The organism is Maribellus sediminis, assembly GCF_011799805.1.
GTDB lineage: Bacteria > Bacteroidota > Bacteroidia > Bacteroidales > Prolixibacteraceae > Draconibacterium > Draconibacterium sediminis_A.
Window position 1 is genome coordinate 1,584,558 of the sequence record NZ_WXUB01000001.1, and the last position, 25,833, is coordinate 1,610,390.

15 protein-coding genes and 1 other RNA gene are annotated in these 25,833 nt (G+C 41.2%); 9 read left to right on the forward strand and 7 right to left on the reverse strand.

Annotated features, from left to right (window positions below; all coding sequences use genetic code 11):
* The first annotated feature begins 106 nt into the window (after positions 1-106).
* Positions 107-550: a hypothetical protein gene (locus tag HFD85_RS06085; RefSeq protein WP_167606202.1), complete on the forward strand. Its 444-nt coding sequence runs from the start codon at positions 107-109 to the stop codon at positions 548-550.
* A 110-nt stretch (positions 551-660) separates the two neighbouring features.
* On the opposite strand, the gene HFD85_RS06090 is transcribed toward HFD85_RS06085, so the two are convergent.
* On the reverse strand, positions 661-1,542 hold the full coding sequence (locus tag HFD85_RS06090; RefSeq protein ID WP_167606204.1) for an AraC family transcriptional regulator: 882 nt from the start codon (positions 1,540-1,542) through the stop codon (positions 661-663).
* A 315-nt stretch (positions 1,543-1,857) separates the two neighbouring features.
* Between HFD85_RS06090 and HFD85_RS06095 the strand changes: the two genes are divergently transcribed.
* From HFD85_RS06095 to HFD85_RS06110, 4 genes are all read left to right on the forward strand, one after another.
* Complete coding sequence (locus HFD85_RS06095) at positions 1,858-3,261, forward strand: sugar porter family MFS transporter (protein WP_167606207.1); 1,404 nt, start codon at positions 1,858-1,860, stop codon at positions 3,259-3,261.
* Positions 3,262-3,332: 71 nt separating this feature from the next.
* On the forward strand, positions 3,333-6,692 hold the full coding sequence (locus tag HFD85_RS06100) for a DUF5107 domain-containing protein (RefSeq protein ID WP_167606209.1): 3,360 nt from the start codon (positions 3,333-3,335) through the stop codon (positions 6,690-6,692).
* Positions 6,689-9,532, forward strand: a complete 2,844-nt coding sequence (locus tag HFD85_RS06105; RefSeq protein WP_167606212.1) for a glycoside hydrolase family 2 TIM barrel-domain containing protein — start codon at positions 6,689-6,691, stop codon at positions 9,530-9,532. The genes HFD85_RS06100 and HFD85_RS06105 overlap by 4 nt, the downstream gene beginning before the upstream one ends.
* Positions 9,533-9,555: 23 nt before the next feature.
* Entirely contained in the window at positions 9,556-11,946 is a 2,391-nt protein-coding gene (locus tag HFD85_RS06110; RefSeq protein ID WP_167606214.1) for a beta-galactosidase, read from the forward strand.
* A 236-nt stretch (positions 11,947-12,182) separates the two neighbouring features.
* Here HFD85_RS06110 and HFD85_RS06115 read toward each other — a convergent pair whose 3' ends face one another.
* The 6 genes from HFD85_RS06115 to HFD85_RS06140 form a co-directional block, all read right to left on the reverse strand.
* Positions 12,183-13,751, reverse strand: a complete 1,569-nt coding sequence (locus tag HFD85_RS06115) for a Fic family protein (protein WP_167606217.1) — start codon at positions 13,749-13,751, stop codon at positions 12,183-12,185.
* Positions 13,752-14,034: 283 nt separating this feature from the next.
* Positions 14,035-14,430, reverse strand: a transfer-messenger RNA (tmRNA) gene (gene ssrA / locus HFD85_RS06120).
* 75 nt (positions 14,431-14,505) lie between these two features.
* Complete coding sequence (gene galU, locus HFD85_RS06125; RefSeq protein WP_167606220.1) at positions 14,506-15,375, reverse strand: UTP--glucose-1-phosphate uridylyltransferase GalU; 870 nt, start codon at positions 15,373-15,375, stop codon at positions 14,506-14,508.
* A complete protein-coding gene (locus HFD85_RS06130) occupies positions 15,368-16,378 on the reverse strand; it encodes a mevalonate kinase family protein (RefSeq protein WP_167606222.1) in 1,011 nt (336 codons plus the stop codon). The genes galU and HFD85_RS06130 overlap by 8 nt, the downstream gene beginning before the upstream one ends.
* A gap of 20 nt (positions 16,379-16,398) precedes the next feature.
* Positions 16,399-18,303 carry an AMP-dependent synthetase/ligase gene (locus HFD85_RS06135; RefSeq protein WP_206081867.1) on the reverse strand — a complete coding sequence of 635 codons (1,905 nt, stop codon included), beginning with the start codon at positions 18,301-18,303 and terminating at the stop codon, positions 16,399-16,401.
* Positions 18,304-18,472: 169 nt separating this feature from the next.
* A complete protein-coding gene (locus tag HFD85_RS06140; protein ID WP_167606224.1) occupies positions 18,473-19,510 on the reverse strand; it encodes an aldose epimerase family protein in 1,038 nt (345 codons plus the stop codon).
* A gap of 249 nt (positions 19,511-19,759) precedes the next feature.
* Between HFD85_RS06140 and HFD85_RS06145 the strand changes: the two genes are divergently transcribed.
* From HFD85_RS06145 to HFD85_RS06160, 4 genes are all read left to right on the forward strand, one after another.
* Positions 19,760-20,767 (forward strand): GntR family transcriptional regulator, encoded by a 1,008-nt coding sequence (locus HFD85_RS06145; RefSeq protein ID WP_167606226.1) that lies wholly within the window; start codon positions 19,760-19,762, stop codon positions 20,765-20,767.
* Positions 20,768-20,813: 46 nt separating this feature from the next.
* Positions 20,814-22,103 (forward strand): galactokinase, encoded by a 1,290-nt coding sequence (locus tag HFD85_RS06150; RefSeq protein WP_167606229.1) that lies wholly within the window; start codon positions 20,814-20,816, stop codon positions 22,101-22,103.
* A 325-nt stretch (positions 22,104-22,428) separates the two neighbouring features.
* The gene (locus HFD85_RS06155; RefSeq protein ID WP_167606232.1) at positions 22,429-23,709 is read left to right on the forward strand and encodes an MFS transporter; all 1,281 of its coding nucleotides are present in this window, start codon (positions 22,429-22,431) and stop codon (positions 23,707-23,709) included.
* A 402-nt stretch (positions 23,710-24,111) separates the two neighbouring features.
* On the forward strand, positions 24,112-25,773 hold the full coding sequence (locus HFD85_RS06160; RefSeq protein ID WP_167606235.1) for a sodium:solute symporter: 1,662 nt from the start codon (positions 24,112-24,114) through the stop codon (positions 25,771-25,773).
* Positions 25,774-25,833 lie beyond the last annotated feature (60 nt).

A 25,833-nucleotide genomic window follows, 5' to 3' on the forward strand; every position in this document is an offset into this window, starting at 1 on the left:
CGTAATTGTTGCTCAACTTCCTGAATAAAACCGTTGTTATGGTGTGAAAATGTATTCGTAAATTTAATAAGCGTTCGTGCCGGTACGAACGATAAGATTATTAGATATGCTTACACAATTTCTCTTATTAGCCATTTTTGGTATCGCCATGGCTCATTTTGAAGGCGTGGTAGTGGTTTATCTCCGAAAAGCCATCGGCCTGCTTGAGTCTGACACGGAAGCGGGAAACAAAGAATTACTGGAACAGGTTCCAAAACGCTACATCAAAATAGAGATGACACGTGAAGCCGCTACCATTGTAATGCTGCTTGCTGTTGCTTTGCTGGTAGGTGGTTCGTGGCTCGACCGGCTAATGGTTTTTCTTTGGACCTTTGCTTTTTGGGACTTGTTTTATTATGTTTCGCTGTACCTGTTAATCAAGTGGCCGCCGCGTTTAACTACTATTGATGTTTTGTTTTTGATTCCACGTCCATGGATTGCCCCGGTTTGGTTTCCGGTTGGTGTATCATCGCTAACTATTATCTCGATTGCCATGTTTTATTTGTTTTGAGGGGCGTCCTTCTATAGTTAGTAATGGTTTTTTATTCCGGGTCAACCGGGATTCAAAACGAATTTAGATTTGAACAGACATGTTTAAGCATCAAAGATGAATTTTTTGATTTAGTTTAGAATACGTCCTTTTCGGTATTCCCGGGGCGATTGATTCATAACCTTTTTGAACATTCTTGAAAAGTAGAACTGATCTTCAAAACCTACCTCGCGTGCTACCTCAGAAATCGAAAGTTCCCGGTTGTCGAGATGCCTGCAGGATTGCTGAATTTTTAACTGGTTAAAATAGTCAATTGGAGAAAATCCTGTTCTGCTTAAAAATAAACGCGTGAAATACGAGCCGGAGAGGTGAACTTCATTGGCCAGCTGTTTTAAGGTGACCTTATTTTTAAGGTTGACAAGCATAAAATTAATGGCTAAGCTCACAGGGTCGTTACTAAGCTGTTCATTTATACTTCGGTATTGTTTTATGTGGGTAAACGAAGCCAGCAAACGTGGCAGACAAAGGTTGACATATTCCAGCGTTTCAATTCCATAACCCATTTCGAGGCATTTAAAAATTTCGCCAAACAAATCGAGGCGCTCATTAATCCGCGATGTACTTGTCCGTTCAATAGGAATGGAACGTGAAAAAGCATTTGAAATAAATTTTGTCTTTTCTCCTCCAATATGAATCCAGTATATCGACCAGGGATCTTCCTTATCGGCATAATACGAATGTGCCGTGTGTTGTGGAATAATAAAAAAATGATCAGCGGGTAGAGCATGCACAACGCCGGCAATTTTAATGTATCCCGAACCTTCAATATTATAAATAAGTATGGCCTGGGCACTTCCTTCAGGCCTTTCCCGGTAGTGATAAAGTGCATGTGGGTAGTACCCGATATCGGTAATGTATAAACCTTCAAACAGCGGATTTTGAAGCAACTTTTCTCGCGTCGACTCAGGAATGATATAACTCAGCTGCCCGGGAAATCCTTCCTTTCTTTTCATAGGTTGAAGGTGTTTTTTGTTAATGTCAGTGTTACGATGTTGGACTTATTGTATTTTTAATAGCCAGATATTCACGGTATTATGTTGAATGTTTGTGCACGATCAAAAATATATAAATATTGCAAATTAAGGTAATATTATCCATGAAATAGAAATATTCTTCATGGTTGAAATGATTCCAATCTGTTACTTTTGGATGTAAGAAAATGAACAAACCGATGAGACGACCTACAATCAAATTTTCTAAGCCGGAGAATCAGGATAATTTAAGGGGAGTTGCATCAAATACCTTTGAAAGTACTAAACTGTAAAGAGATGAACAAAGCAAACTTCAACAAACAATTCATATTTTGGATTACTGCAGTGTCTGCCATGGGCGGACTTCTTTTTGGTTACGATTGGGTAGTAATTGGTGGTGCCAAACCTTTTTACGAACGTTTTTTTGAAATTACCGCTTCTCCCTATCTTCAGGGGTGGGCCATGAGCAGTGCCTTGATTGGCTGTTTCCTTGGAGCCTTAACTTCCGGAGTGTTATCCGACCGGTTTGGACGAAAGATTTTATTGATTTTCGCTGCAGCTTTATTCACCATCTCTGCAATAGGAACGGGCGCAGTCAACAACTTTACTCTTTTTATTACCTATCGTTTAATTGGCGGTCTGGGAATCGGATTAGCTTCGGCAGTTTCTCCCATGTACATTGCCGAAATATCGCCGGCTCATATCCGGGGGCGATTGGTTTCTGTTAACCAGTTAACCATTGTAATTGGTATTCTGGCTGCACAGACTGCAAATTATTTGATAGCCGATAAGGTAGGAGCGAATGCCACTGACGCCGAAATTCTGAATTCGTGGAACGGGCAAATGGGATGGCGGTGGATGTTTTGGGCCGAAGTTGTTCCGGCTTCTGCTTTTTTCATTTTGGCCTTTTTTATTCCTGAAAGTCCGCGTTTCCTGGTGAAAACCGGACAGACCGAAAAAGCAACCAGTATTTTAACACGTATTGGCGGTAAAGCTTATGCAACTGAAGAAGAGAAAAATATTGAGCATACCTTAAAATCATTTACCAGTAAAATTAACCTGAAAGCTCTTCTTGATAAAAAGGTAGTTCCGGTTTTAATTATCGGAATTGTGTTGGCAGCTTATCAGCAGTGGTGCGGAATTAATGTAATCTTTAATTACGCTGAAGAAGTGTTTGTTGCAGCAGGATATTCGGTTGACGATATGCTGTTCAATATTATCATAACAGGTACAGTCAACTTGATTTTCACGTTGGTGTCCATGCGCGTAGTTGACAGTCTGGGGCGTCGGAAACTGATGTTGTTTGGATCGATCGGATTAGCTGTGATTTATTTTTTCCTGGGTGGAAGTTACATGCTGAACCTCGACGGCATCATCGTGTTGATCCTCGTTCTTTTGGGTATTGCCACTTATGCGATGACTCTGGCACCAACAACCTGGGTCGTTCTGTCCGAAATATTTCCGAACCGTGTGCGAGGCGCCGCAATGGCTGTTGCAACAACTGCACTTTGGATCGCGAGTTTCCTGTTAACCTACACATTCCCGGTTCTGAATAAGTTATTAAATGCCGGTGGAACATTTTGGCTGTATGCATTAATCAGTCTTTTCGGCTTTTTATTCATTCTGAAAAAATTGCCTGAAACCAAAGGCAAGTCACTGGAAGAGATTGAAGAATCTTTTGATAAAAAAGGAACAATCTAGCGTCGAATATCCAGTATCCAATATCCAGTATCAAATATCCGTTATCAAGCATCAAACATCAAATATTTAAAATGAAAGTAAAAGCCTGGCAAGAAAAACTGATGATTCCTACTTACGAACTTGGAAAATCAGAAATTAATCCTGTATTCTTTGAGAAAAGGGTTTACCAGGGATCTTCAGGTAAAGTTTATCCGGTTCCGTTTATTGATAAGGTTTACGATCATAAGACAGAGCGTAAATATGATGCGGCAATCCTGGAAAACGAATTTGTAAAGTTGGTCATGTTGCCCGAAATTGGCGGTCGGATATTTGAAGCACAAGACAAAACCAACAACAATTATAATTTCTTTTATCAGCAAAAGGTTATAAAACCGGCACTGGTTGGTTTGGCCGGTCCGTGGATCAGTGGGGGTGTGGAATTTAACTGGCCACAGCATCATCGTCCGGGAACGTTTTTACCTGCTGATGTTTATATTGAAGAAGAAGCCGATGGCGCCAGAACAATCTGGATGTCAGAATACGATCCGATGTACCGTTTGAAAGGAATGCACGGGATTCGTATTCGCCCCGACAGCGCTTTAATTGAACTGCGAGGGCGTTTGTTTAACCGCACGCCATTAACACAGACTTTTTTGTGGTGGGCGAACGTAGCGGTTGAGGTCCACAAAGATTACCAGAGCTTTTTTCCGCCCGATGTGCATTATGTGGCCGATCATGCCGTGCGCGCACAAAGCAGTTTCCCTTTTGCCGAAAACGATTATTACGGCATTCCTTACCACGAAAGATCTGGAAGGAATGATTTGCGGAATTATAACAATATTCCTGTTCCAACCAGTTACATGGTTTGCGATACCAAATACAATTTCTTTGGTGGTTATGATTTTAAAGCCGATGGAGGATTTGTCCATGTTGCAAACCGTCATATTTCACCAGGGAAAAAGCAGTGGACCTGGGGAAGCGAAGCATTTGGACGCGCCTGGGACCGGGAACTAACGGATGAAGGAGGGCCGTATTTCGAGTTAATGGCGGGGGTTTATACCGATAATCAACCTGATTTTGCCTACCTGCTGCCTTACGAGACAAAAACCTTTTCGCAATTCTGGTGGAGTTATAAAAACCTGGGGCCGGTGCAAAATGCCAACAAAGATATGGCTGTTCGGCTCGAAATTCAACAAGGGAACAGATTGGATTTGGGTGTGGCTGCAAGTCGAAAATTCGAAAACCTTCAGTTTATCCTGTTGATTGGGAATGAGAAGAAAGTTTTTGAAAAGATGACGGTTTCGCCTGAGAGACCATGGAAAGATAATTCAATTCAAATTCAGGCCGGACAGGAAAATACTATTTCGCTGATTGTTGTTGATGACCAGGGAAAAGAACTGATCGCTTACCATCACCGCGAAGTTCCGAAAGAAAGGAACCGCAAACTGGCTTTCGAACCGAAACAACCCGACGAAATTGAAAGTGCCAACGATCTGGAATTGATTGGCGAACACCTGGAATTGTATCGACATCCTACACGCTATCCGGAAACTTACTGGAAAGAAGCCATTAAAAAGGATCCGAAAAGCTACAAATCATATATCGGACTAGGCCGGGTTGAACTTAAGAACGGCAGGTTTAATGAAGCTAAAAAATATTTCAGAAAGGCCATTGATATCATAACGACCTACCATCCAAACCCGGCAACGGGCGAGGCGCATTATTTCTGTGGTTTGGCCTGTTCGTTCCGGAATAAAAAAGAAGAAGCATATGCTTTGTTTTACAAATCAACCTGGAATTTTGAGTGGCGTTCGGCTGCTTATTATCAACTGGCTGCACTCGACTGTTTAAAGGCAGATTATCAAACCGCCCTGGAGCATTTGGAGGCTTCACTGGATACCAATCGTCAGAATAACAAAGCGCAAATTTTAAAAGCTGTTGTCCTGAAAAATCTGGGGAAAAAGAAAGCTGCTCATCATGTATTGGATGAATTGTTCAAAACAGATCCACTCGACCAATGGGCAAAATTTGAGCTGGCAACAATTAAAGGAGAATATGCCGATTTTATTCATTCATCACGAAATGACGCCCAGACTGTAATCGACATCGCTTTTGATTATGCCGAAGCCGGATTTTACCGTGAAGCCATCGAGCTGATCGAATTACATCATACTCATGAAATTCCTGAATGTGCAGTACCAAATCCGATGGCCAAATCCACAATGACGGAATTTGTTTTGGCCTGGCTATACGAATTGAGTGGAGATACGACAAAAGCTTCCGAAGTGCTGGGAAAAACGAAATCTGCTTCCTGCGACTATGTTTTCCCATCGCGCAGCTACGAACAGGTGGTTTTGGAATGGGCCTTGAAAGTTGATCCTGAAAATACTGTGGCAGCATTTGGACTGGGGAACTACTATTTCAACCTAAAACGTCATAAGGATGCCATTAACATTTGGCAACAGGCAGCCAATGCAAACAGCACTTATGGTACCTTATATCGCAATCTGGGGATCGCTTACTGGAACACGTTTGAGGATGGTGGAAAGGCCCGAAAAGCCTTTTTAAAAGCAGTTGAACTCGCTCCCGGCGATATGCGTATCCGATACGAATTCGATCAGTTGCGTAAAAAACTGAATGATGATCCCGGGAAGCGTTTGGAGAGTTTGCTGCCTATCAGGGAACAATTGATAATTCGTGATGATTTTTCGGTTGAACTGGCTGCTTTGTACAATTTTAAAGGCGAATACAATTGTGCCTTGACGCTGTTGAATAGTCGGAATTTCCACCCTTGGGAGGGCGGCGAAGGTCAGGTATTGAGGCAGTTTACCTACGCCTGTTTGAAACTGGGACAACAAGCCCTAAAGGCTGGCGATGCCGATACAGCGCTGGCGTATTTCCGGAAGTCAATAGAAACACCGGATAATCTGGGCGAAAAATACCATCCGCTACAAGCTGTTGCCCATATAAATTACTGGAAAGGAATGGCACTGAAAGCTTTGGGGAAAGATGAAGAAGCCAATTTACACTTTCAGGAAAGCACAAACGAAGAAGGAGATTTTATAGATATGGCCGTGAGTACTTTTTCCGAGTTGTCGTACTACAAAGCACTTTCGTTAAAGGAATTGGGTAAAAACAAAGAGTCGAAAGAATTGCTGGAAGCTATTTTGAAGTTTGGAGAAGCAAAATTGAACGAACAGGCGCAAATTGATTATTTTGCTACTTCATTGCCACTCATGTTGGTATTTGAGGATGATATTCAAAAGCGAAATACTATTGATGCGAGCTATTTAATTGCCCTCGCACAAGTTGGATTAGGAGACAATGAAAATGCCACAAAGAATCTAAAAGAAGTGTTGAAGTTAAATTCAATGCATGTGGGTGCTAAAGATTTATTGGAACAACTTGGAGGAACCGTTTACTTAACTGTTGATAAAAACCAAATGAAATGAAACGACTACTTGGCATAATCACTTTGTTCATTCTTGTTACTGTAGGATGCAAACAGTCGCGAATTCCTGAGTTGGATCTGTCAGGTGAATGGAGCTACAAACTGGATAAGAGCGAAATTGGCGAAAAAGAGAAATGGTACACTGTTGAGTTTTCTGATAAAATTGTTCTGCCCGGAGCTTTGCGGGATTACAATATTGGCGATGAGCCAAGCTTGTCAACTGACTGGACAGGAAGTATATACGACAGCTCTTGGTATTTTAATCCGGCCATGGAAAAGTATCGTCGCGCCGGCGATATTAAATTCCCGTTTTGGTTAACTCCGGTTAAACACTATAAAGGAATTGCCTGGTATCAGAATGAGATAGAGATTCCTGCAAACTGGCAGGGTAAAGATGTAATTGTTTATTTAGAACGTCCGCATTGGCAAACCACGGTTTGGATCGATTCGCTGCAAATTGGCTCGGAGAACAGTTTGTCGACACCACATCAGTTTGTAATTCCTGCTGAAGTTGCTTCTGCAGGCATGCACCGTATTACAGTGAAAGTAGACAATGCCATTCGTGAAATCGATCCGGGAGTTAATTCTTCCAGTATAACCGATCACACACAGGGAAACTGGAACGGCTTGGTAGGCGATCTAAAAATGTATCCAGCATCCAAAATTCGTATTGAACAGGTTAAAATCACACCAAAACTTTGGGAAAAGTTGGTTAAGGTTGAAGTTGAACTGAACAATGAACTTCCAAAAGGTAGTTTAGAATTTGAAATACAGGGACAGAATTTTAATGCTGATCTTCAAAAAATTTCAAAAAACTGGGAGGATAATAAACGCTCCATGACTTTTGAAATTCCAATGGGAGAAAATTTTAAAACCTGGAGTGAATTCTCTCCTGATATCTATGAAATGACTGTTTCTCTAAAAGAGAATTCCAAAATCACAGAAACAAAAAAGATTCAGTTTGGAATGCGCGAATTTAGGGTTAACGGAAAGCATTTTGAGATCAACGGAATTCCGGTATTCCTGCGCGGAACCACTGAATGCAGCGTTTTTCCCTTAACCGGTTATCCGCCAACCGACGAAAAAGAATGGACACGGATTTTTGATATCTGTAAAGATTTTGGCTTGAACCACATGCGCTTTCATTCGTATTGCCCGCCGGAAGCTGCATTTTCTGCAGCCGACAAAGCCGGGATTTACCTGCATGTTGAAGGTCCAAGCTGGGCGAAGTACTCAACTACGCTGGGCAATGGCAAACCCATCGATGAATACCTGATGAAGGAAACAAAACGAATTATTGATACCTATGGCAATCACCCGTCGTTTGTAATGATGGCATATGGCAACGAACCTTCCGGGAATTATGTTCCCTATCTCGAAAATTGGGTAGATCACTTCAAAGCATACGACCCCCAGCGGCTATTTACCGGTATGTCTTCCGGGCGCAGTTGGGCAATCATCCAAAACAGCGATTTTATCGACCGCTCACCACCACGAGGTTTGGAATGGAACAACAGGCAACCAAATTCGCAATTTGATTACAGAAATAAAACAGAGAACCAGCAGCGCCCATATGTGACCTTTGAAATGGGACAGTGGTGTGTTTTCCCAAATTTCGATGAGATTGATAAATACACCGGTTCTTTAAAAGCGAAGAACTTTGAATTGTTCCGCGAAGATCTGGCCGATCATCACATGGCAGATCAGGCCGGTGATTTTTTGACAGCCTCCGGAAAATTACAGGCATCGTGTTACAAACAGGAGATTGAAGCAACTTTGAGAACACCAAACCTTGCAGGATTCCAGCTCTTAAGCCTGAATGATTTCTCGGGACAGGGAACTGCCCTGGTAGGTGTGTTGGATGCGTTCTGGGATGAAAAAGGATACATTACGGCTTCAGAATTTAAATCATTTTGTAACAAGGTTGTACCGCTTGCTCGATTGCCGAAATATACATTTGAATCGAACGAAATAATGGAAGCAAAAATAGAGATCGCCAATTTTTGTGGTCATGTTTTGGAGAATGAAACAGTAAAGTGGAAGTTGTGGAAGGATTCAGTAACAGTGATAAAAGACGGCAAATTTGAACCACAATCGATCCCTCTTGGAAATTGCAATGAAATAGGAACATTAGAAATTCCACTCGATTTTGTGCAGCAGGCAGCACAATTTACGTTATCAGTTTTGGTAGGCGAATACGAAAACAGCTGGAAGATCTGGATTTATCCTGATTCGAAGACTGAGTTAAAGAATGAAAATATTGTAATCACGGATAAAATCGGCCCCGATGTTAAACGAGCCCTTGAAGATGGAAAGTCGGTATTGTTGCTGGCAGCAGGAAAAGTAGAGAACGGGAAAGATGTGGTGCAGTATTATACGCCTGTTTTCTGGAATACATCGTGGTTTCGGATGCGTCCGCCGCATACCACCGGGATTTTAATTCAGAAGGAGCATCCGGTGTTTAACGATTTTCCAACAGATTCGTACAGCGATCTGCAATGGTGGGAGATCAGTAATCGTCAGCAGGTGATGAACCTGGAGAATTTCCCTGCTGATTTTCGGCCACTTGTGCAGCCCATCGACACCTGGTTTCTGAATCGCCGGTTGGCTATGTTGTTTGAAGCGAAAGTAGGGAACGGGAAACTAATGGTTTGCAGTGCAGATTTAAGCGTTGATCTGAATCAAAGACCTGTTGCCCGTCAGTTAAAGAACAGCATTCTTAAGTACATGAAATCTGATGAGTTCGCTCCTGAATCGGAGATTGATTATTCGGTAATTAATGAGCTGTTTGAAAAGAAAAAGCGCGAGGGTTGGAATTCGCACGTGAGAGTGGATCCCTGACTCATTATTTAAAATTAGAAAAGATGAAAATGAAAATCGCATTCATCCTCCTTGCGTTTTTGGCGTTAACTGTTCAGGCGCAAACAGTATACAAAATCAATATTAATCAACCCGAAAATACAATTCTTCGTGGGCATCTTGATCTTGGCGGTTCAAATCCGGATGGAGAAGAGATTTCGGTTAACAGCTACTACATCGAAAGGGATGGTAAACCGTTTTTTCCGATTGTTGGTGAATTCCATTATTCAAGGTTTCCCGAGGAATACTGGGAAGAGGAAATTATAAAAATGAAAGCGGGTGGAATTAATGTTATTGCGACCTATGTTTTCTGGAATCTTCATGAGCGTGAGGAAGGAAAGTTTGACTGGACGGGTGACCTGAATCTCCGGAAGTTTTTGGAACTGATCGAAAAGCATGACTTGTATTCTATCGTTCGAATAGGGCCATTTTGCCATGGCGAAATACGGAATGGTGGAATCCCGGATTGGCTTTATGGAAGGGCTTTCGAAATTCGTAGCAATGATCAGGAATACCTTTCGTATGTAGACATTTTGTACGGGCAAATTGCAGATCAGATGAAAGGTCTTCTATACAAAGATGGTGGTCCGGTAATCGGCGTTCAGTTGGAAAACGAATTTCAGCATTCAGCTGCTCCCTGGGAGTTTGGGTACCCTGGCAGCAAAAAGGAAAGTACCGTTGCTGACAGGGACGCGGCCTTAACGCATGAACAAATTACAGTTACCGACGGGAAAAATCCCTGGTCGGAATACGGAAAACTACATATGGTTAACCTGAAGGAAATTGCAAAGAAGAACGGGATCGAGGTTCCGCTTTATACGGCAACCGGTTGGGGAAATGCGACGATTGTTGAAAAAGGGAGCATTCCGGTTACAGCAGGTTATGCTTACCCGTTTTGGGCTGCTCCGGGTCCATCAAGATTCTATCTTTTTAAGGATATTAAAAACAATCCTGATTACAGTCCGGTGAGTTACGATGCTGAACTTTACCCTTCCATTTCAGCAGAAATTGGCCCGGGCATTCAGCCTAAATATACTCGCCGGCCAATTGTTCCATACGAAAGTGTAAATCCGTTAATGGTAAGGATTATTGGAAGCGGCTCAAATGGAATCGGTTATTACATGTATCACGGTGGTTCGACTCCGAAATTCGATGGGAAATTTTATAACGAAGGAGTCAATGGAATTCCTCGTGTGAATTACGATTTTCAGGCACCAATTGGGCAGTATGGACAGGTTCGTTATCATTTTAAGCACCTTAGAATGTTGCACCTGTTTTTGGAGTCGTACGGTGAAGAGCTGGCACCTATGAAAACAGTTCTACCGCCAACCAATGCGGCTATTACTCCTGATGATATTGAAACCTTGAGATATGCTGTCCGTTCGTATGAAGAATCCGGATTTCTGTTTCTCATCAATTTTCAGGATCATATAGAAGTAAAAAATATTAATGATGTAAACGTTCAGGTTGAGACAAAAAATGAAACGATCTCATTTCCTTCGAAGGGCTCATTCAATGTTTCCAAAGATGCCAGTGCCATTTTACCTTTTAATTTGAAGCTTGGGAAAACAACAATAAAATCAGCTACTGTTCAACCTTTAACTATTTTGCGAGGTGATGATGCTGATTATTATGTTTTTAGCACGATAGACGGGATTGCGGGAGAGCTGAACTTTTCGTCGGAAACCAAAATATCGAAACTGAAAAATGCCACAGTTGACAGTGATGGCGGGCTTAAAACAGTGAAAGCGGCAAGTGCTAAGCCATTTTCGTTTGTGGCCGATGGTGCAAAGTTTTTAGTACTTCCCGAGGATATGGCGATTAATGCAATAAAGATCAACGAAGTACTTTATATTTCTGATGCCTTGGTTCTGGAAAACAGCTCCGACATACAGTTCATTAGTAAGGATGAGGAAAATTTACTACACATTTTTCCGGAAGAGAAAAGAACTTTCAACGCTTCGGCAGCAAATATAGAAAAGGTAAAATCCGTTAATGATGGCTTCGACTCGTATTCCATAACATTTGAAGCAGTTAAACCGGAAATCACTTTCGAAAAAGTAAGTTCGAAGAAATACATAATGAAGCTAAATTCCGATATTTCGAAGCTGAACGATGTATTCGTGGAAGCCGATTATGTTGGTGACCGCGCTCTGGCTTTTATCGACGGAGAATTGATAACCGATCATTTTTACCAGGAACGGAAGTGGGAGTTAAGTCTGAAAAAAATTGCTCCCCGTTTAACAGATAATGAAATGGTTTTGATTTTCCAACCAATGTACCCGGATTATGAATACCTAAATGATTTACACCATGTTCCAGATTTCAAGAATAGAAGTTATTTGGAAATAAAAGGATTTGAGGTTGTTCCGGAATATAAAACCAATCTTTATTGAAAACTGATAGTTTCCTTAAAGTAAACTTCCAAAGTATGTGTCCATTGGTTGACAAAAATCAAAAAACGAACGCTGTAAGGCGTTCGTAATCAGATTTATGTATTTCGTGAAAGTGGAGCTGGCGGGAGTCGAAAATTATGTGTATTTAGCACTAAATTAGCTATTTGTGAATGGGCGGATTTGAGTGTTAACCGAATCGTTCACCAGCGTTGTTTTTACATTTATTTTGGTATTAATTATTGCGTTTTGAATATTTCATTGTACCTCAATTCAATCTGCTTAACTTCGGTTTCGGATAAAGCTTCAAACTCTTTTTCTCTGGCTCGTTTAGAAAGTTCTCCATTGTTCTGATCCAAGAACCGAACCAATAAAGCAACCATTTTATCCGGCATTTCAAATTCATCATCTACAAAACGTTTAAATTCATCGTAATGCCCAAGATAGGATACCTCCGCGGGTATGATATTTTCAATGGTATCGATTACGCAATCGTAAAGAAATTCAGCTTGAGGAGTGATATCGAAATAACGGTAATAGTCAATTGTATCATTTAATACCTCTATATTATGGTCTGCAGTTTCTCTCCATTCAATGTAGTCTAGAAGAGGATGAGAATATTTTTCTAATATCATTCGGTAATCATCAATATGGTCCAGTATTGAAGCTGAAACCGGAAATATTATACCCCGTTGTGAGAAATTCTTCTTAGCCAGAGTGTGATGTATTAAGTATCGATGAATCCTTCCATTCCCGTCTTCAAATGGATGTATAAAAACAAAACCAAATGCTATCATCGAAGCAGCCAATACTGCATCAAATTCATTTTTTATTAATAGCTTGTTTGTAGCAATCAGACCAGCTATTAAGGTTTCAATATCTTGCCATCTTGCTGAAATGTGCTCTGGTATAGGCTCTCCTGTAGTTCTGTCATGTTCTCCAACAAAACCTCCCTTTTTTCGAAAACCCATCTCAACGAAGCGATCGTTTTCAATAACGATTTGTTGTAGTCGGGCCAATTCTTCAAAACGTAAATCTATACTGCCTGCTTGTCCTATGACTTGTCCCCAGCGGGCAGCACGTTTAGCCTTTGGGCTTTCTCCTTCTATTTTGAATGAAGCTTTGGAATCTTTCAATAGCAGAAATGAAGAAGCTCGTTGCAAAATATCTTTATGTATATCATTTAGATATAACCTGTTCTTTTCAGAAAATTGAGTTTGAATGTAATTTTCAAGTTTTGGTGTTTTTCTGATTAGTGGGCAAAATTCCGGAGTTCCGGGAAGATTGTTTATAACTAAATGTCGGGAAGATTTTTCTCCCAATACTGCAAATTGAAGTTTTTCATCAACCAAAGGAACATAACTTTTCCGGGAGAGGGCTTCTTTTCCCTCTAACTGCTTCCCTGTAATCCATTCGATTAAAAACCATATTCTCCTGCTGTATTGACCGGTTGGTTCAATATTAACCAGGTTTTTTAATTGTTCTGCTGAATAATGTTGAGTAATCTTTCTATATACCAGGAGGTTGATACCTTCATATTTCAGTGCGAAAACCAATTGTTTGTACAAGGCTTCAATTTCTGTCAAATCAGAATTATCCGCAGGTAGATATGATTTGGGAAGGATTTTCCAATCATCGGTTTCATAGTTTTTATTCTGGTTACATACTAAAGTAATTTGATAAGGAATTGGAATGGGGAGTCTTAATTTATCGATGATTGCAGCGTAGCCAACGATATGTCCTTTTTCAGGACTCTGTTTCCCATGAAAAACAGGTGCGATCTGAGAAAAATGGGTGCTATTGTTCATTTTTGTAGAATTTCAAGTGCAATATAAAAATAAAATGGGCGCAGTGCAAGAATTGTGAGCGCATATTGTGTGTTTGTAACTAAAACGAGCGCATGTGGAGTGCTTTAAATTTTAAGATTGTTCCCAAGAATAAACAAGAATTGTTCAATATTTTCTCCTGTTGTTTCAAGTTCATTTGAAATTTCATTAGCATTATAAGGATTAAACAATCGGTTGAAATATGATTCTGAACCCCCGAAACTCGGTGATGTCGAGGGGTCAGAAGTCATAAAGTGGTGGTCAAAAGTGGAGCTGGCGGGAGTCGAACCCGCGTCCAAACGAGGAAGCTACAAGCTTTCTACATGCTTATCCCCAGACTTGATTTTCGAATAAACGCCGGATCAGGGCCACCAACGTTTACCTTAGCTCTTTAATTTTCGCAGAAACGCCAGAGCCTCATTTCCACTAGCTTCGATTTACTTGCACCGCCTGATCGGACCGCTTCAAAGCATTAGCATCCGGGCGATGTCTCGTCCCAAAACCTAGTTTCGGAATTAAGGTAACCTACTTAGTTCGGTTACGCAGCAAGAGCGTAATTATTTTCGCCAATTGTGGTTTGATCATTATTTTAAAGGGTCAACAACCAAAACCCTGCATGCTTACCTGCCTCTTCTACCCGCTGTCAAAACCAGTCAGCCCCGTAGAATAGTGCGCAAATATAAGAAAATCTATTCGATCTCTACACCCTTAAAACGTGAAGTCCGGGTGGCTTGTTTCAAAGTTCGCCGGCAAAATCTTTCAACCAGCTTTTTAATTCGGCACCAATTTCAGGATCTTTCAATCCAAATTCGATATTGGTTTTCAGGAATCCAAGTTTATTTCCTATGTCGTAACGTTTACCTTTGAATTTCATGCCGTACATAGGATGATTTTTAACCATCTCGCGCATGGCGTCGGTCAATTGAATTTCGTTGTTTTTACCCGGCAATGTTGTTTCGAGGTAATCGAAAATTTCGGGTGTAAACAAGTAGCGACTAGCAACGGCCAGGTTTGATGGCGCTTCTTCCACCGATGGTTTTTCAATCCAGTCGTTGGCTTTTACCACATTATCCGAAATCGATTCGCCATCTACAACACCATAGCGGCTTACCAGTTCAGGCTTAACTTCTTCGAGCGCAATAACCGAACCTTTTTGCTGGTTATACACATCGATGAGCTGCTTGGTAACAGGACCATCTTCGCTCTGAACCAGGGTATCGCCAAGAAGGATCACAAATGGTTCGTTTCCAACATGACACCTGGCATGCAAAATGGCATCGCCCAGTCCGTTCATTTCTTTTTGCCAGACAAAATGAATGTTGGCCATTTCCGAAATCGCCCGAATTTTTTCAAGCATCTCGAAATTCTCCTTTTGAGCCAGCGTTTCTTCCAGAACAGGACTTCTGTCGAAGTGTTCCTCGATGGCACGTTTACCTTTCCCGATGATCATTAAAATATCGGTAATGCCACTGGCAACGGCTTCTTCTACTACATACTGGATAACGGGAGTATCTATAATCGGGATCATTTCCTTTGGCGACGATTTGGTGGCCGGCAAAAACCGGGTACCGTAACCTGCTGCAGGAATTACTGCTTTTTTAACCATTTTTCTTGTTTACTATACTGGGTTTTATCACTTCTATTTCTTTTGCAGCCAGCGCGCTTTTTAGATTTTCAAACATGTTTTCATCGGCGTAAGTACCAATGATCGCACCGCCTGAACCTGTAAATTTTGCTGATGCTCCAACAGATCTTGCTGTTTCAACCATCTCAATATTACCGTCGGAAATGGCAACCAGACTTCTCCGCAGATCAAAATTCTGATTGATGAGATCGTGAATGGCCTCTTGATCGTTTTTATGCAGTGCGTCGCGATAGGAGTCGGTCAACCCGATCCATTTCTCCATGGCTTCGTGCACTACTTTCTCGCCAATATTATAACGTGCCCGCAAATTATTGTGCAAGACTTCGGTACCTTCCGAAAGGTTTTTCCGGAAAGCAATGTACATATTTTTGAAGTTTTCGGCCTTTAACAACTCGTAGTTGCCGTAACCTTGTTTATCCATTGTGGCCTTATTGAAATCCATAAAAACGGGTTGTTCATAAGCTTGGGCTACGCGATCCTGCAAACCGGCAGCAATACCCAGTTCAACGGTTTCAACACTTAAAACAAGATTGGCCATTACTGCTCGCGGAATGTCAACACCGTAAAACGACATCAAGGCTTTCATACAGGCGGTGATAATGGCACTCGATCCGGCAAGACCAAGACGCAATGGTATATCGGAATGATAACGGATGGTAAAATTCCGTCCGTCGAGTTTTATATTTTGGCGTTCGCAGTATTCGTAAAATACTTTAATTGCACCTTTCAGTAAGCGGATTCCACCGTAATATCCTTTCAAATTCACGTTTTCAACCAAATGATGGATACTGTCGAAAGACGTGATATCCATACCCTGCGGATAGATCTTCAGTTCGGGTGAGTGGTACAGCTGTACGCTGGCTTTAAAATTCGAGAACAAAAAAGCTATGGTTTTCCCATAGTATCCATCCGAGGGATTACCGATAACGGCAGCCCGCGGGTAGGAGTGTGTTTCTATAATCATTGTTTTGTCTTTTGGCTTTCTTATTTATTCCAGGCCTCAACGGCTTTAAGGTTCATTTCGTTTTCTATGTTTTTAGCTGCAGGTGTATAAAGGAATTCAAGTTCGGCGGCAAATCCTTCGGTAACTTTACCGCGAACCATTTTCATGGTAGCATTCAGCATTTTGTTATCGGTTGAGAATGCGTAAGGCAAAATGGCAACCGTTGCCGGCAACCAGCGTTCGGGGAACATTCCTGCGTATTTACCTCCTTTTTTGTACTCCTGTAATTCCTGTTGAATGATGGCTATCGTTTCTTTGTTTCCTTCAGCGGAACCTTTCTCAATTCCTCGGTTTTTCAGTTCGCGGTTGATGGCATCAATGTCGGGAACAATCATTCCCACAGTGTACGGATTTTGGTTGTTGTAAAGCATTACCTGCTGAATATATGGAGACTGGTCAACAACGGCTTCCTCGATTCCTTCGGGACTGTATTTTTCCCCATCGTTACCAATCAGCAGACTTTTAAAACGGCCCAGTACATAAAGAAAACCATCTTTTCCCATGTAACCCATATCGCCGGTATGCAGCCAACCGTCTTTTAAGGTTTCGGCTGTGGCAGTCGGGTTGTTCCAATACCCCAGCATCACATTGTCGCCTTTAACAACAATTTCTCCTTTTTCGCCAATTGGTAGTTCTTTACCGTCTTCATCCAGAATTTTAAGTTCGAGGTCTTTTACCAATTTTCCCGAAGAGCCGAATTTAACATCATGCGGCACATTCGACGAAATAACAGGTGAAGCCTCAGTAAGCCCGTATCCCTGGCAGATTGGCATCCCGATAGCATAGAAATATTTTTGAAGTTCCACATCGAGCAGAGCACCTCCTCCGATAAAGAATTCCATATTGCCACCAAATCCTTCACGAATTTTTGTGAACAGAATTTTATCAAAAATCCAGTACAGCGGTTTCAGGAAAAAGCGCAATCCTTTTCCCCGGTTATTTCCGTAGCCGTTATGGGCATAGGCAACTTTTAGTGCAAACTCGTATAACTTGTAAAGCGTATTCCCTTTTTTACGAATTCCAGCCTCAATATTTTTCTTGAAAGTTTTGGAGTAAGCCGGTACACTCATCATAAGCGATGGCTTAATTTCCTGAATATTTTTAGGAATATTTTTTAGCGTTTCGAGCGGAGAATTTCCAACTTCAACCGATGCAATGCTTGCGCCTTTATACATAAATACATAAAGACAGGTAGTGTGCGCAAAAGCATGATCCCACGGAAGGATAGCCAGCGTGATCCATTCGGTTTTTAGGTGCATCAGCGAATTCGACTGTACAACATTTGCCGCATAATTCAATTGCGACAACATGATGCCTTTGGGATCGGCAGTGGTTCCCGAAGTGTAGGAAATATTGGCTACATCATCAGGTTGAACGGCTTTCCAAACGGCCTCCACTTTTTCCGGATTTTCTTTGCGGTATTTTGCGCCGTCTTTCACAATCTTACGGTAATCGAGGTCATTGTCACCCGGATTTTCTTTTCCGTCGAGATAAATTACTTTTTCAAGATCGGGCAACTGTTCGCGAATGGCCTCAACTTTATAGGCATGCTGTTTCGAAACAAAAATGTACTTGCTTCCGCTATGCTGGAGCCTGAAAGCCAACTCATTGTCCTGTAGCCGGATGGAGAGCGGAACATTTGTTCCACCGGCATACAACATTCCCAGTTCGCTGATGATCCAGTCGTTTCGTCCATCAGCTATTAGTCCGGCACGATCGCCTTTTTTGAAACCCATTTGTATCAGCCCTGCAGCCAGGTCCAATACTTTTTCATGCGTTTCCTTGTAGGTAGTGCCTTCATACTTATCAGTGGTTTTCTCCCACAGGTAAAAATTATCGGGGTAATTAGCTACGGCGGTTTCAAATAATTCGATAATGGTTTTCATAATGCAGCACAATTTTAGTTCGAAATAAACCGGTCGCGAAGATACATGACTCGTTTTATTTTACACTTTTTAGAATGAAAAATTCAGTTAGACGAAATCAAAAATAGTAAAAAGGAGCTTGCATTAATCTACTTACGACCATAAAAAATGCCCTTTCGGGCATTTCAATTTATTCAGTAATAAATTTATAGACAGTTTTTTGGTCGTAAATTTCTCCTGGCTTTAACAGCGTAGTAGGAAATTTACGGTGGTGAACTGAATCGGGGAAGTGTTGTGTTTCCAGTGCCACTCCCGAGAATTTACCAAATCTCTTTTTGCCGTCAATTGTAAGCTCCGGATTCCAGTAGCCGGTGTACAATTGAATGCCTGGCTGCGTGGTGTACACTTCAACTTTCCTTCCGCTTTGCGCTTCCGATAAGGCACCTACATATTCCAGTTCGTTGGGTTCATTGTCGAAAACATAGTTGTCGTCGTAGCCCATCTCCAGACCAGCTGCACCCAGTTTTCGCGGCGTGTTAAAATCATAAGCAGTACCCACAACAGGAATGATTTTGCCTGTTGGAATCTGATCGATCATTTCGGTCATTTTGGTAGCAGTGAGTTCCAACTCGTGATTCAAAACATTTTCTTTAAAGGCACTCAGGTTGAAGTAAGTGTGGTTTGTCAGGTTAACCACAGTGGTTTTATCTGTTTCAGCATAATACTGAATTCCAAGTTCATTTTCCTTATTTAAGGTGTAGATGCAGGTAACTTTTAGGTTTCCCGGGTAATTCTCTTCACCGTCAGGACTCAAATAAGTTAGCTTTACACCAACTTCGCCGGCTTCTTCAATGATTTCAGCATCGAACAATTTACGGTCGAAACCAATGTTTCCGCCATGCAGGCTGTTTGGGCCGTTATTTATGGCTAACTGATATTTTTCTCCGTTAATTTCGAGTTCTCCTTTTGCTATTCGGTTGCCGAACCGTCCGATAATCGCGCCAAAATACGGGTAGCTTCCCAGGTATTCGTCGCTCAGGTAAGTTTCGAGTTTTTCGAAGCCACAAACCACATTGTCGATACTGCCATTTTTATTGGGCATATCTACAGCTGTAATAATTGCTCCGTAATTAGTTATTTTAATAGTAATGTTATCGTTGCTAAGTGTGAAAAGTTTTGCTTCTGTTCCGTCTTTAAGTGTTCCAAATGTTGAAGTTGTAATATTCATAACAATAATGCTTTAAATTCCGATTTTATTGATAAATGCGGTGTAAGATATTTCTTTTTTACAATTTGCAGTTTAAATTTTCTGAAATAAATGGTTTCTTTTCTGATTGATTTCAGCATTTGACCGCATGAAATTCAATGCCCTACAAATTTGCAAAAAAAGAAAAACCAACTGGTGGGTACTGGTGGTGTTGTAGAGCATATTTTTATTCCTTAAAACTTCTATTTTTGTACTCACCAAATCTGATTTATGGTAGCTAAACGTATTATTCATATCGATCCAAAATCATCGAAACCCAAGTATCGGCAAATCATCGATTCGATATTTACGGCCATTGAAAAACGATGGTTAAAAAAGGGCGATAAAATACCATCGATAAACCAGATTTGTGCCAACTTCAACCTCAGTCGCGATACGGTAATGGTGGCGTTTAACGAATTAAAAGCGAAGGGTATCATTCTCAGCCAGCCGGGGAAGGGCTACTACATTGCCAGCACCGAAATTCAGCTTGAAGAGAAGGTTTTTGTTTTGTTCGACGAGTTGAATGCGTTTAAGGAAGACCTTTACAACGGACTGATGAACGAATTGAAAGGGAAGGCCTATGTTGATGTTTACTTTCATCATTTCAATTATAAGGTTTTCAAAAATCTGATTGCCGAGAGTATAGGTAAGTATACTTCGTATGTGATTATGCCTGCTTCTTTCGATAACATCGGTCACCTGCTGACCAAGTTGCCGAATGATAAAGTTTATATACTCGACCGTATGAAAAAGGAGCTTAAAAACTATTCGGTGGTTTATCAGGATTTTGAGCAGGACCTTTACAATGCGATGACCGAAGGAAAGTCAATTCTGAAAAAATACAGAAAACTGGTTTTCGTCAATCCCGGAGGTAAGGAGCCTGTTGAACGGACGGCAGGTTTCGAGAAATTCTGCAAAGAGAACGAAATCGCTTATGAAGTGGTGAAAAGCCTGAATAGTGCCAATCCGTCGATGTACGAAGCCTATTTTATTATTTCTGATCGCGAATTGGTGGAAGTGATAAAACTGGCTAAAAAATACAAGTACAAACTGGGCAAACGTTTTGGAATTGTTTCGTTTAACGACACTACCCTGAAGGAAGTGGTTGCAGGTGGTATAACAACCATTTCAACCGACTTTAACGAAATGGGGCAGACCCTGGCGCAAATGGTATTGAACAAGAAAAAGGGTCAGGTTAGAAATCCGTCGAAATTGATTGTTAGAAGCAGCCTGTAAAATTGAAATAAATATATAAATCAATAAAAATTAATAAGAGAACATTATGACACAAATTACAAGTTTGGTTGAAAAAATCAACGGAGGAAATAATCCTGTTTTTCAGGAATTGTACGGAACCGATGCTGCTGTATTAAAAGCACAGGCAGAAAGATATGCCGATCTGATGGATGAATTTGAAAGCACTTACGCAAACAGCGATGTAAGTTTATTTAGTTCGCCCGGACGTACCGAAATTGGTGGTAACCATACCGACCACAACTACGGCCGTGTGTTGGCAGGTGCCGTGAACCTCGATAATATTGCTGTTGCGGCAGCAAATGGAAGCGATACCATTCGCATTAAATCTGCAGGATATCCTGAATTCCAGGTCGATCTTTCTGACTTGAATATTGACGAATCGAAGTTCTACACTTCAGAGGCAATTGTAAAAGGGATTGCTGCAAAAATGAAAGCTAATGGATACGCAATTGGTGGTTTCGATGCCTGTATTGAAGGCCGTGTACCAAAAGGTTCGGGTTTGAGTTCTTCTGCATCTTTCGAAGTACTGATCGGTGCCATTATCAACGAGCTTTTTAACGACGGAAAAATGTCGGCTGTTGAAAATGCTATTATCGGGCAGTGGTCGGAAAATAACTATTTCGGAAAACCTTGTGGTTTGATGGACCAGACAGCTTGTTCGGTTGGTGGCTTGATCACTATCGATTTTAAAGATCCTGCGAATCCGATCGTAAAAGAGGTTGATTTCGATTTTGTTTCAACCGGATTCTCACTGGTAATTACCGATGTTGGTGGTGGTCACGACGACCCGGCTTCGCAGGCAGAGTATGCCTCGTTACCTACTGAAATGAAAGCCGTAGCAGCCGAACTCGGAGCAAACGTATTGCGCGAAGTTACTTTGGAACAGATCATTGATAAAATTCCTGAAATTCGCGAAAAAACTGGTGACCGAGCTATTTTACGTGCCTTCCACTTTCAGGGCGACAACCAGCGTGTAGTTGACCAGGTAGCAGCTTTGGAAAACAACGATTTTGCTGCTTTCCTGAAAATGGTAGTTGAATCGGGTTACAGTTCGTACATGTACAACCAGAATATTTTCGATGTGGTGCACAAAGACGAGCAGGTAGTTTCGCTGGCACTGGCATTAAGCGAAATGATACTGAAAGGAAGCGGTGCATGGCGTGTTCATGGTGGTGGTTTTGGTGGAACCATTCAGGCCTTTGTTCCACAAGAGAAAATCGACGAATACGTAAAAACACTGGAGCATGTTTATGGTAAGGGATCTTGTCACAAACTCTTCATCCGTTCAAAAGGATCGGTTAAACTCGATTTGTAAATAGATTGCTAAAATGTGAATGGTTGCCGGCTCATTCATAATGGAAGTATTTTAAATAAATAAAAAAGTACAGGCAAGCGTTCGCAAATTCAATCGATATTTTAACTTTGGGGCAGAAAGTCAATTCGGGCGTATACGAAAAGCATACGGGATTGGCTTTCAGCCTAAATTAACGAGATACATTTCTAATGATATTCAAACTGGAACGTTTCTTTTTTCAGCACCTCAATCTTATTCTGTTTTTAAGAGGATTAGCCGAAAAATTTCCGGTTGCATTTCAAAATAGGAATTCGAATAATTACTACTTAAATCAATATTAATCATTATGGAATCAAAAAAACAAAATTACACGGTGCCGATTATAATGATGATCCTGCTTTTTGGTATGATCGCATTTGTAACAAATCTTGCTGCACCAATGGGAGTTGTCCTGAAGGACCAGTTTGGGGCAAGCAATTTTGAAGGGATGCTTGGTAATGCAATGAACTTTATTGCCTACGCCATTATGGGAATCCCCGGCGGCTTGCTTTTGCAACGAGTTGGTTATAAAAAGACAGCTTTGATTGCTGTTGCTGTAGGTTTTATAGGTGTAGGAATTCAATACCTTTCAGGACATGCTAGCCAAGATTCAGCTTTTTCAGTTTATTTGGTAGGCGCTCTTGTATCCGGTTTTTCAATGACTTTGTTGAACACCGTTGTAAATCCAATGCTAAACACCTTAGGTGGTGGTGGCAATAAAGGAAACCAGCTTATCCAGGTAGGAGGTTCATTTAACTCGGTAATGGCCACCTTCACACCTGCCTTTGTTGGGATTTTGATTGGTGAAGCTGCCAAAGCACAGATTTCGGATGTTTTCCCGGTGATGTACATTGCCATGGGAGTTTTTGCCCTGGTATTCTTTGTACTAATGGGTGTAAAAATTCCTGAACCACATGCAGAACACAAATCAGAATCACTGAAGAGTGCAATGACGGGTGCTTTACAGTATCGTCATTTAATACTTGGTGCAGTTGCCATCTTTATTTATGTAGGTGTTGAAATTGGTGTTCCGGGATTTCTGAATTTCTGGTTGTCAGATTCACCTGTAGGAAAAACAACCGCCGGTTATGTAGTCGGAACCTATTGGTTTTTAATGTTAATTGGCCGCCTGGTGGGAGCTTCGATAGGTAGTAAAGTAAGCAGTAAATCAATGCTTACAGTTACATCGTTAGTTGGAATTATTTTAATTGCTGCAGCAATGTTTTCATCAACAGCCAATGAAGTTTCGTTGCCTGTTTTGATGAGATCGGCAACCGGCTCGCTATCATTTGGTTTGGCAGAAGTGCCAATTAATGCCATGTTACTTGTTTTGGTAGGTTTGTGTACCTCAATTATGTGGGGTGGTATTTTTAACCTTGCCGTTGAAGGTTTAGGAAAATATACAGCAGCCGCTTCCGGAATTTTTATGACCATGGTAGTTGGTGGAGGTATCCTTCCGCTGATTCAGGGTAAAGTTGCCGATATAGCTGGTTATTTACCAAGTTACTGGGTAATCTTACTCGGTTTGGGATACCTGTTATTCTATGCACTTATTGGTAGTAAAGTTCACAAACGTGCAGATGCATAAATTGTAGAAAATATACCGTTATCCTTCATTTTGTCGGATAACAATCAATTCGGGATTATCCCTAAAGCCACTCGTTGCATGACGGGTGGCTTTTTTTTCTGAAAGTCTCGTAGTGCAATAATTGGTTATCAGGGGTAGAATCATTTATTATTAACTCACCCTGATTGTGCCTACGACACAATCGTCCCTCTCTGCTCGCAGAGAGGGAATGAGGGAGAGTCTGCATAAATTTGTATGGCTTTCATTCCTGTTGGTGATTCCCTGGAATCATGATTGTTTTATCCGCAGATCAGATATTCCCTATTTGCTGTTCAATAGCATTTAACAATATCCGGATTTTAAAAAATAAACGTTAATTTCACCGTTATTAATTAAACCAAGTTCAAACCAAAACAATGGATTATGAGTAGTTTAGACTGGATCATTCTCGGCCTGTTTTTTCTTGGGCTGATTGGAATTATTGTATGGGTTCTCCTGCAAAAAGAGAAAGATACTTCAGATTATTTTCTGGCTGGGAGAGATGCTACCTGGATAGCAATTGGTGCCTCCATTTTTGCCTCGAATATTGGCTCCGAACACTTAGTGGGACTGGCCGGCGCCGGTGCTGAAAGTGGTATGGCCATGGCCCACTGGGAAATGCACGGCTGGATGATATTGATGCTGGGATGGCTTTTTGTTCCCTTTTACGCAAGGAGCAAAGTTTTCACCATGCCCGAGTTCCTCGAAAGACGATACAATCCGCATGCACGTTCATTTTTATCCGTAATTTCAATTGTTAGCTACGTGCTTACGAAGGTGGCTGTAACAGTGTATGCCGGAGGTGTTGTTTTTAAGGATGTTTTTAATATCGATTACGTTACTTTCTTCGGATACAACATCGATTTCTTTTGGATAAGCGCCATCGGTCTGGTGGTTTTAACCGGTTTGTACACCACATTTGGCGGGATGAAAGCGGTGCTTTATACCTCTGTGCTGCAAACTCCCATTCTTTTAATAGGCTCCATCGCCATTTTAGTGCTCGGAATAATAAAAGTGGGAGGCTGGAACGAACTAATGGAAATTACGCGTGCCAATGTAACGGTACATGGCGATTCAATGACCAGTTTGATGCGGTCGCATAACGATCCTGATTTCCCGTGGACAGGTGTGATACTGGGCTCAGCAATTATAGGTTTCTGGTACTGGTGTACCGATCAGTTTATTGTTCAGCGTGTACTTTCTGGACGCGATATGAAACAGGCAAGACGTGGTGCCATTTTTGGTGCTTACCTGAAATTAACTCCGGTTTTTATCTTTTTAATTCCGGGTATGATTGCTTATGCCTTAAACCAAAAAGGCTTGATAACACTGTCTTCTAACGATGCGGCTTTTTCTACCTTGGTAACAGAGCTGCTGCCAATCGGTTTTAAAGGAATTGTAATTGGTGGTATTCTGGCTGCATTAATGAGTTCGCTGGCTTCTTTATTTAACTCGTCGGCCATGTTGTTTACGATCGACTTTTACAAAAAATATGTGCCTGATGCAACTGAGAAGCATTACGTTTTGGTTGGTCGTTTGGCAACAGTTGTAATTGTGTTGCTGGGTATCCTTTGGATTCCGGTTATGAAAGGCATAGGAAAAGTGCTTTATGAGTACTTACAGGACGTTCAGTCATTACTTGCTCCTGGTATTGCGGCAGTATTTCTACTCGGAGTCATTTCGAAAAAAACAACTCCGGCAGCCGGTTTATGGGGATTAATAATTGGTTTTACTCTTGGAATGTTACGTCTTGGACTTAATGTATTTTCAGGTTCTGTTGGCGAAGAATCGATCCTTTATAAAGTAATTTTATCGCATAACTGGTTGCATTACGAAATATATCTGTTTATCCTGGTTATCATATCAATGATAGTAATCAGTTACTTTACCAAACCGAAAGATCCGAATACCATTGTTGGTTTAACCATGGGATCAGCCACTGCCGAACAACGTGCTGAAGTTCGCGACAGCTGGGGGAAATGGGATGTTATAAATTCAATTGTTATCATTGTTATTATTATCGCATTCTATTCCTATTTCTGGTAGAATTCATTTTAAATCTTCAAAAGAAAATAGCTGTTCATCATGTGGTGGACAGCTATTTTT

What these genes read in the sequence shown, in the direction of transcription:
- galU (WP_167606220.1), bottom strand. Translation starts at nt 15,375, where the DNA reads ATGGTTAAAAAAGCAGTAATTCCTGCAGCAGGTTACGGTACCCGGTTT.
- HFD85_RS06085 (WP_167606202.1), top strand. Translation starts at nt 107, where the DNA reads ATGCTTACACAATTTCTCTTATTAGCCATTTTTGGTATCGCCATGGCT.
- HFD85_RS06100 (WP_167606209.1), top strand. Translation starts at nt 3,333, where the DNA reads ATGAAAGTAAAAGCCTGGCAAGAAAAACTGATGATTCCTACTTACGAA.
- HFD85_RS06155 (WP_167606232.1), top strand. Translation starts at nt 22,429, where the DNA reads ATGGAATCAAAAAAACAAAATTACACGGTGCCGATTATAATGATGATC.
- HFD85_RS06090 (WP_167606204.1), bottom strand. Translation starts at nt 1,542, where the DNA reads ATGAAAAGAAAGGAAGGATTTCCCGGGCAGCTGAGTTATATCATTCCT.
- HFD85_RS06150 (WP_167606229.1), top strand. Translation starts at nt 20,814, where the DNA reads ATGACACAAATTACAAGTTTGGTTGAAAAAATCAACGGAGGAAATAAT.
- HFD85_RS06160 (WP_167606235.1), top strand. Translation starts at nt 24,112, where the DNA reads ATGAGTAGTTTAGACTGGATCATTCTCGGCCTGTTTTTTCTTGGGCTG.
- HFD85_RS06145 (WP_167606226.1), top strand. Translation starts at nt 19,760, where the DNA reads ATGGTAGCTAAACGTATTATTCATATCGATCCAAAATCATCGAAACCC.
- HFD85_RS06135 (WP_206081867.1), bottom strand. Translation starts at nt 18,303, where the DNA reads ATGAAAACCATTATCGAATTATTTGAAACCGCCGTAGCTAATTACCCC.
- HFD85_RS06105 (WP_167606212.1), top strand. Translation starts at nt 6,689, where the DNA reads ATGAAACGACTACTTGGCATAATCACTTTGTTCATTCTTGTTACTGTA.
- HFD85_RS06115 (WP_167606217.1), bottom strand. Translation starts at nt 13,751, where the DNA reads ATGAACAATAGCACCCATTTTTCTCAGATCGCACCTGTTTTTCATGGG.
- HFD85_RS06110 (WP_167606214.1), top strand. Translation starts at nt 9,556, where the DNA reads ATGAAAATGAAAATCGCATTCATCCTCCTTGCGTTTTTGGCGTTAACT.
- HFD85_RS06095 (WP_167606207.1), top strand. Translation starts at nt 1,858, where the DNA reads ATGAACAAAGCAAACTTCAACAAACAATTCATATTTTGGATTACTGCA.
- HFD85_RS06130 (WP_167606222.1), bottom strand. Translation starts at nt 16,378, where the DNA reads ATGATTATAGAAACACACTCCTACCCGCGGGCTGCCGTTATCGGTAAT.
- HFD85_RS06140 (WP_167606224.1), bottom strand. Translation starts at nt 19,510, where the DNA reads ATGAATATTACAACTTCAACATTTGGAACACTTAAAGACGGAACAGAA.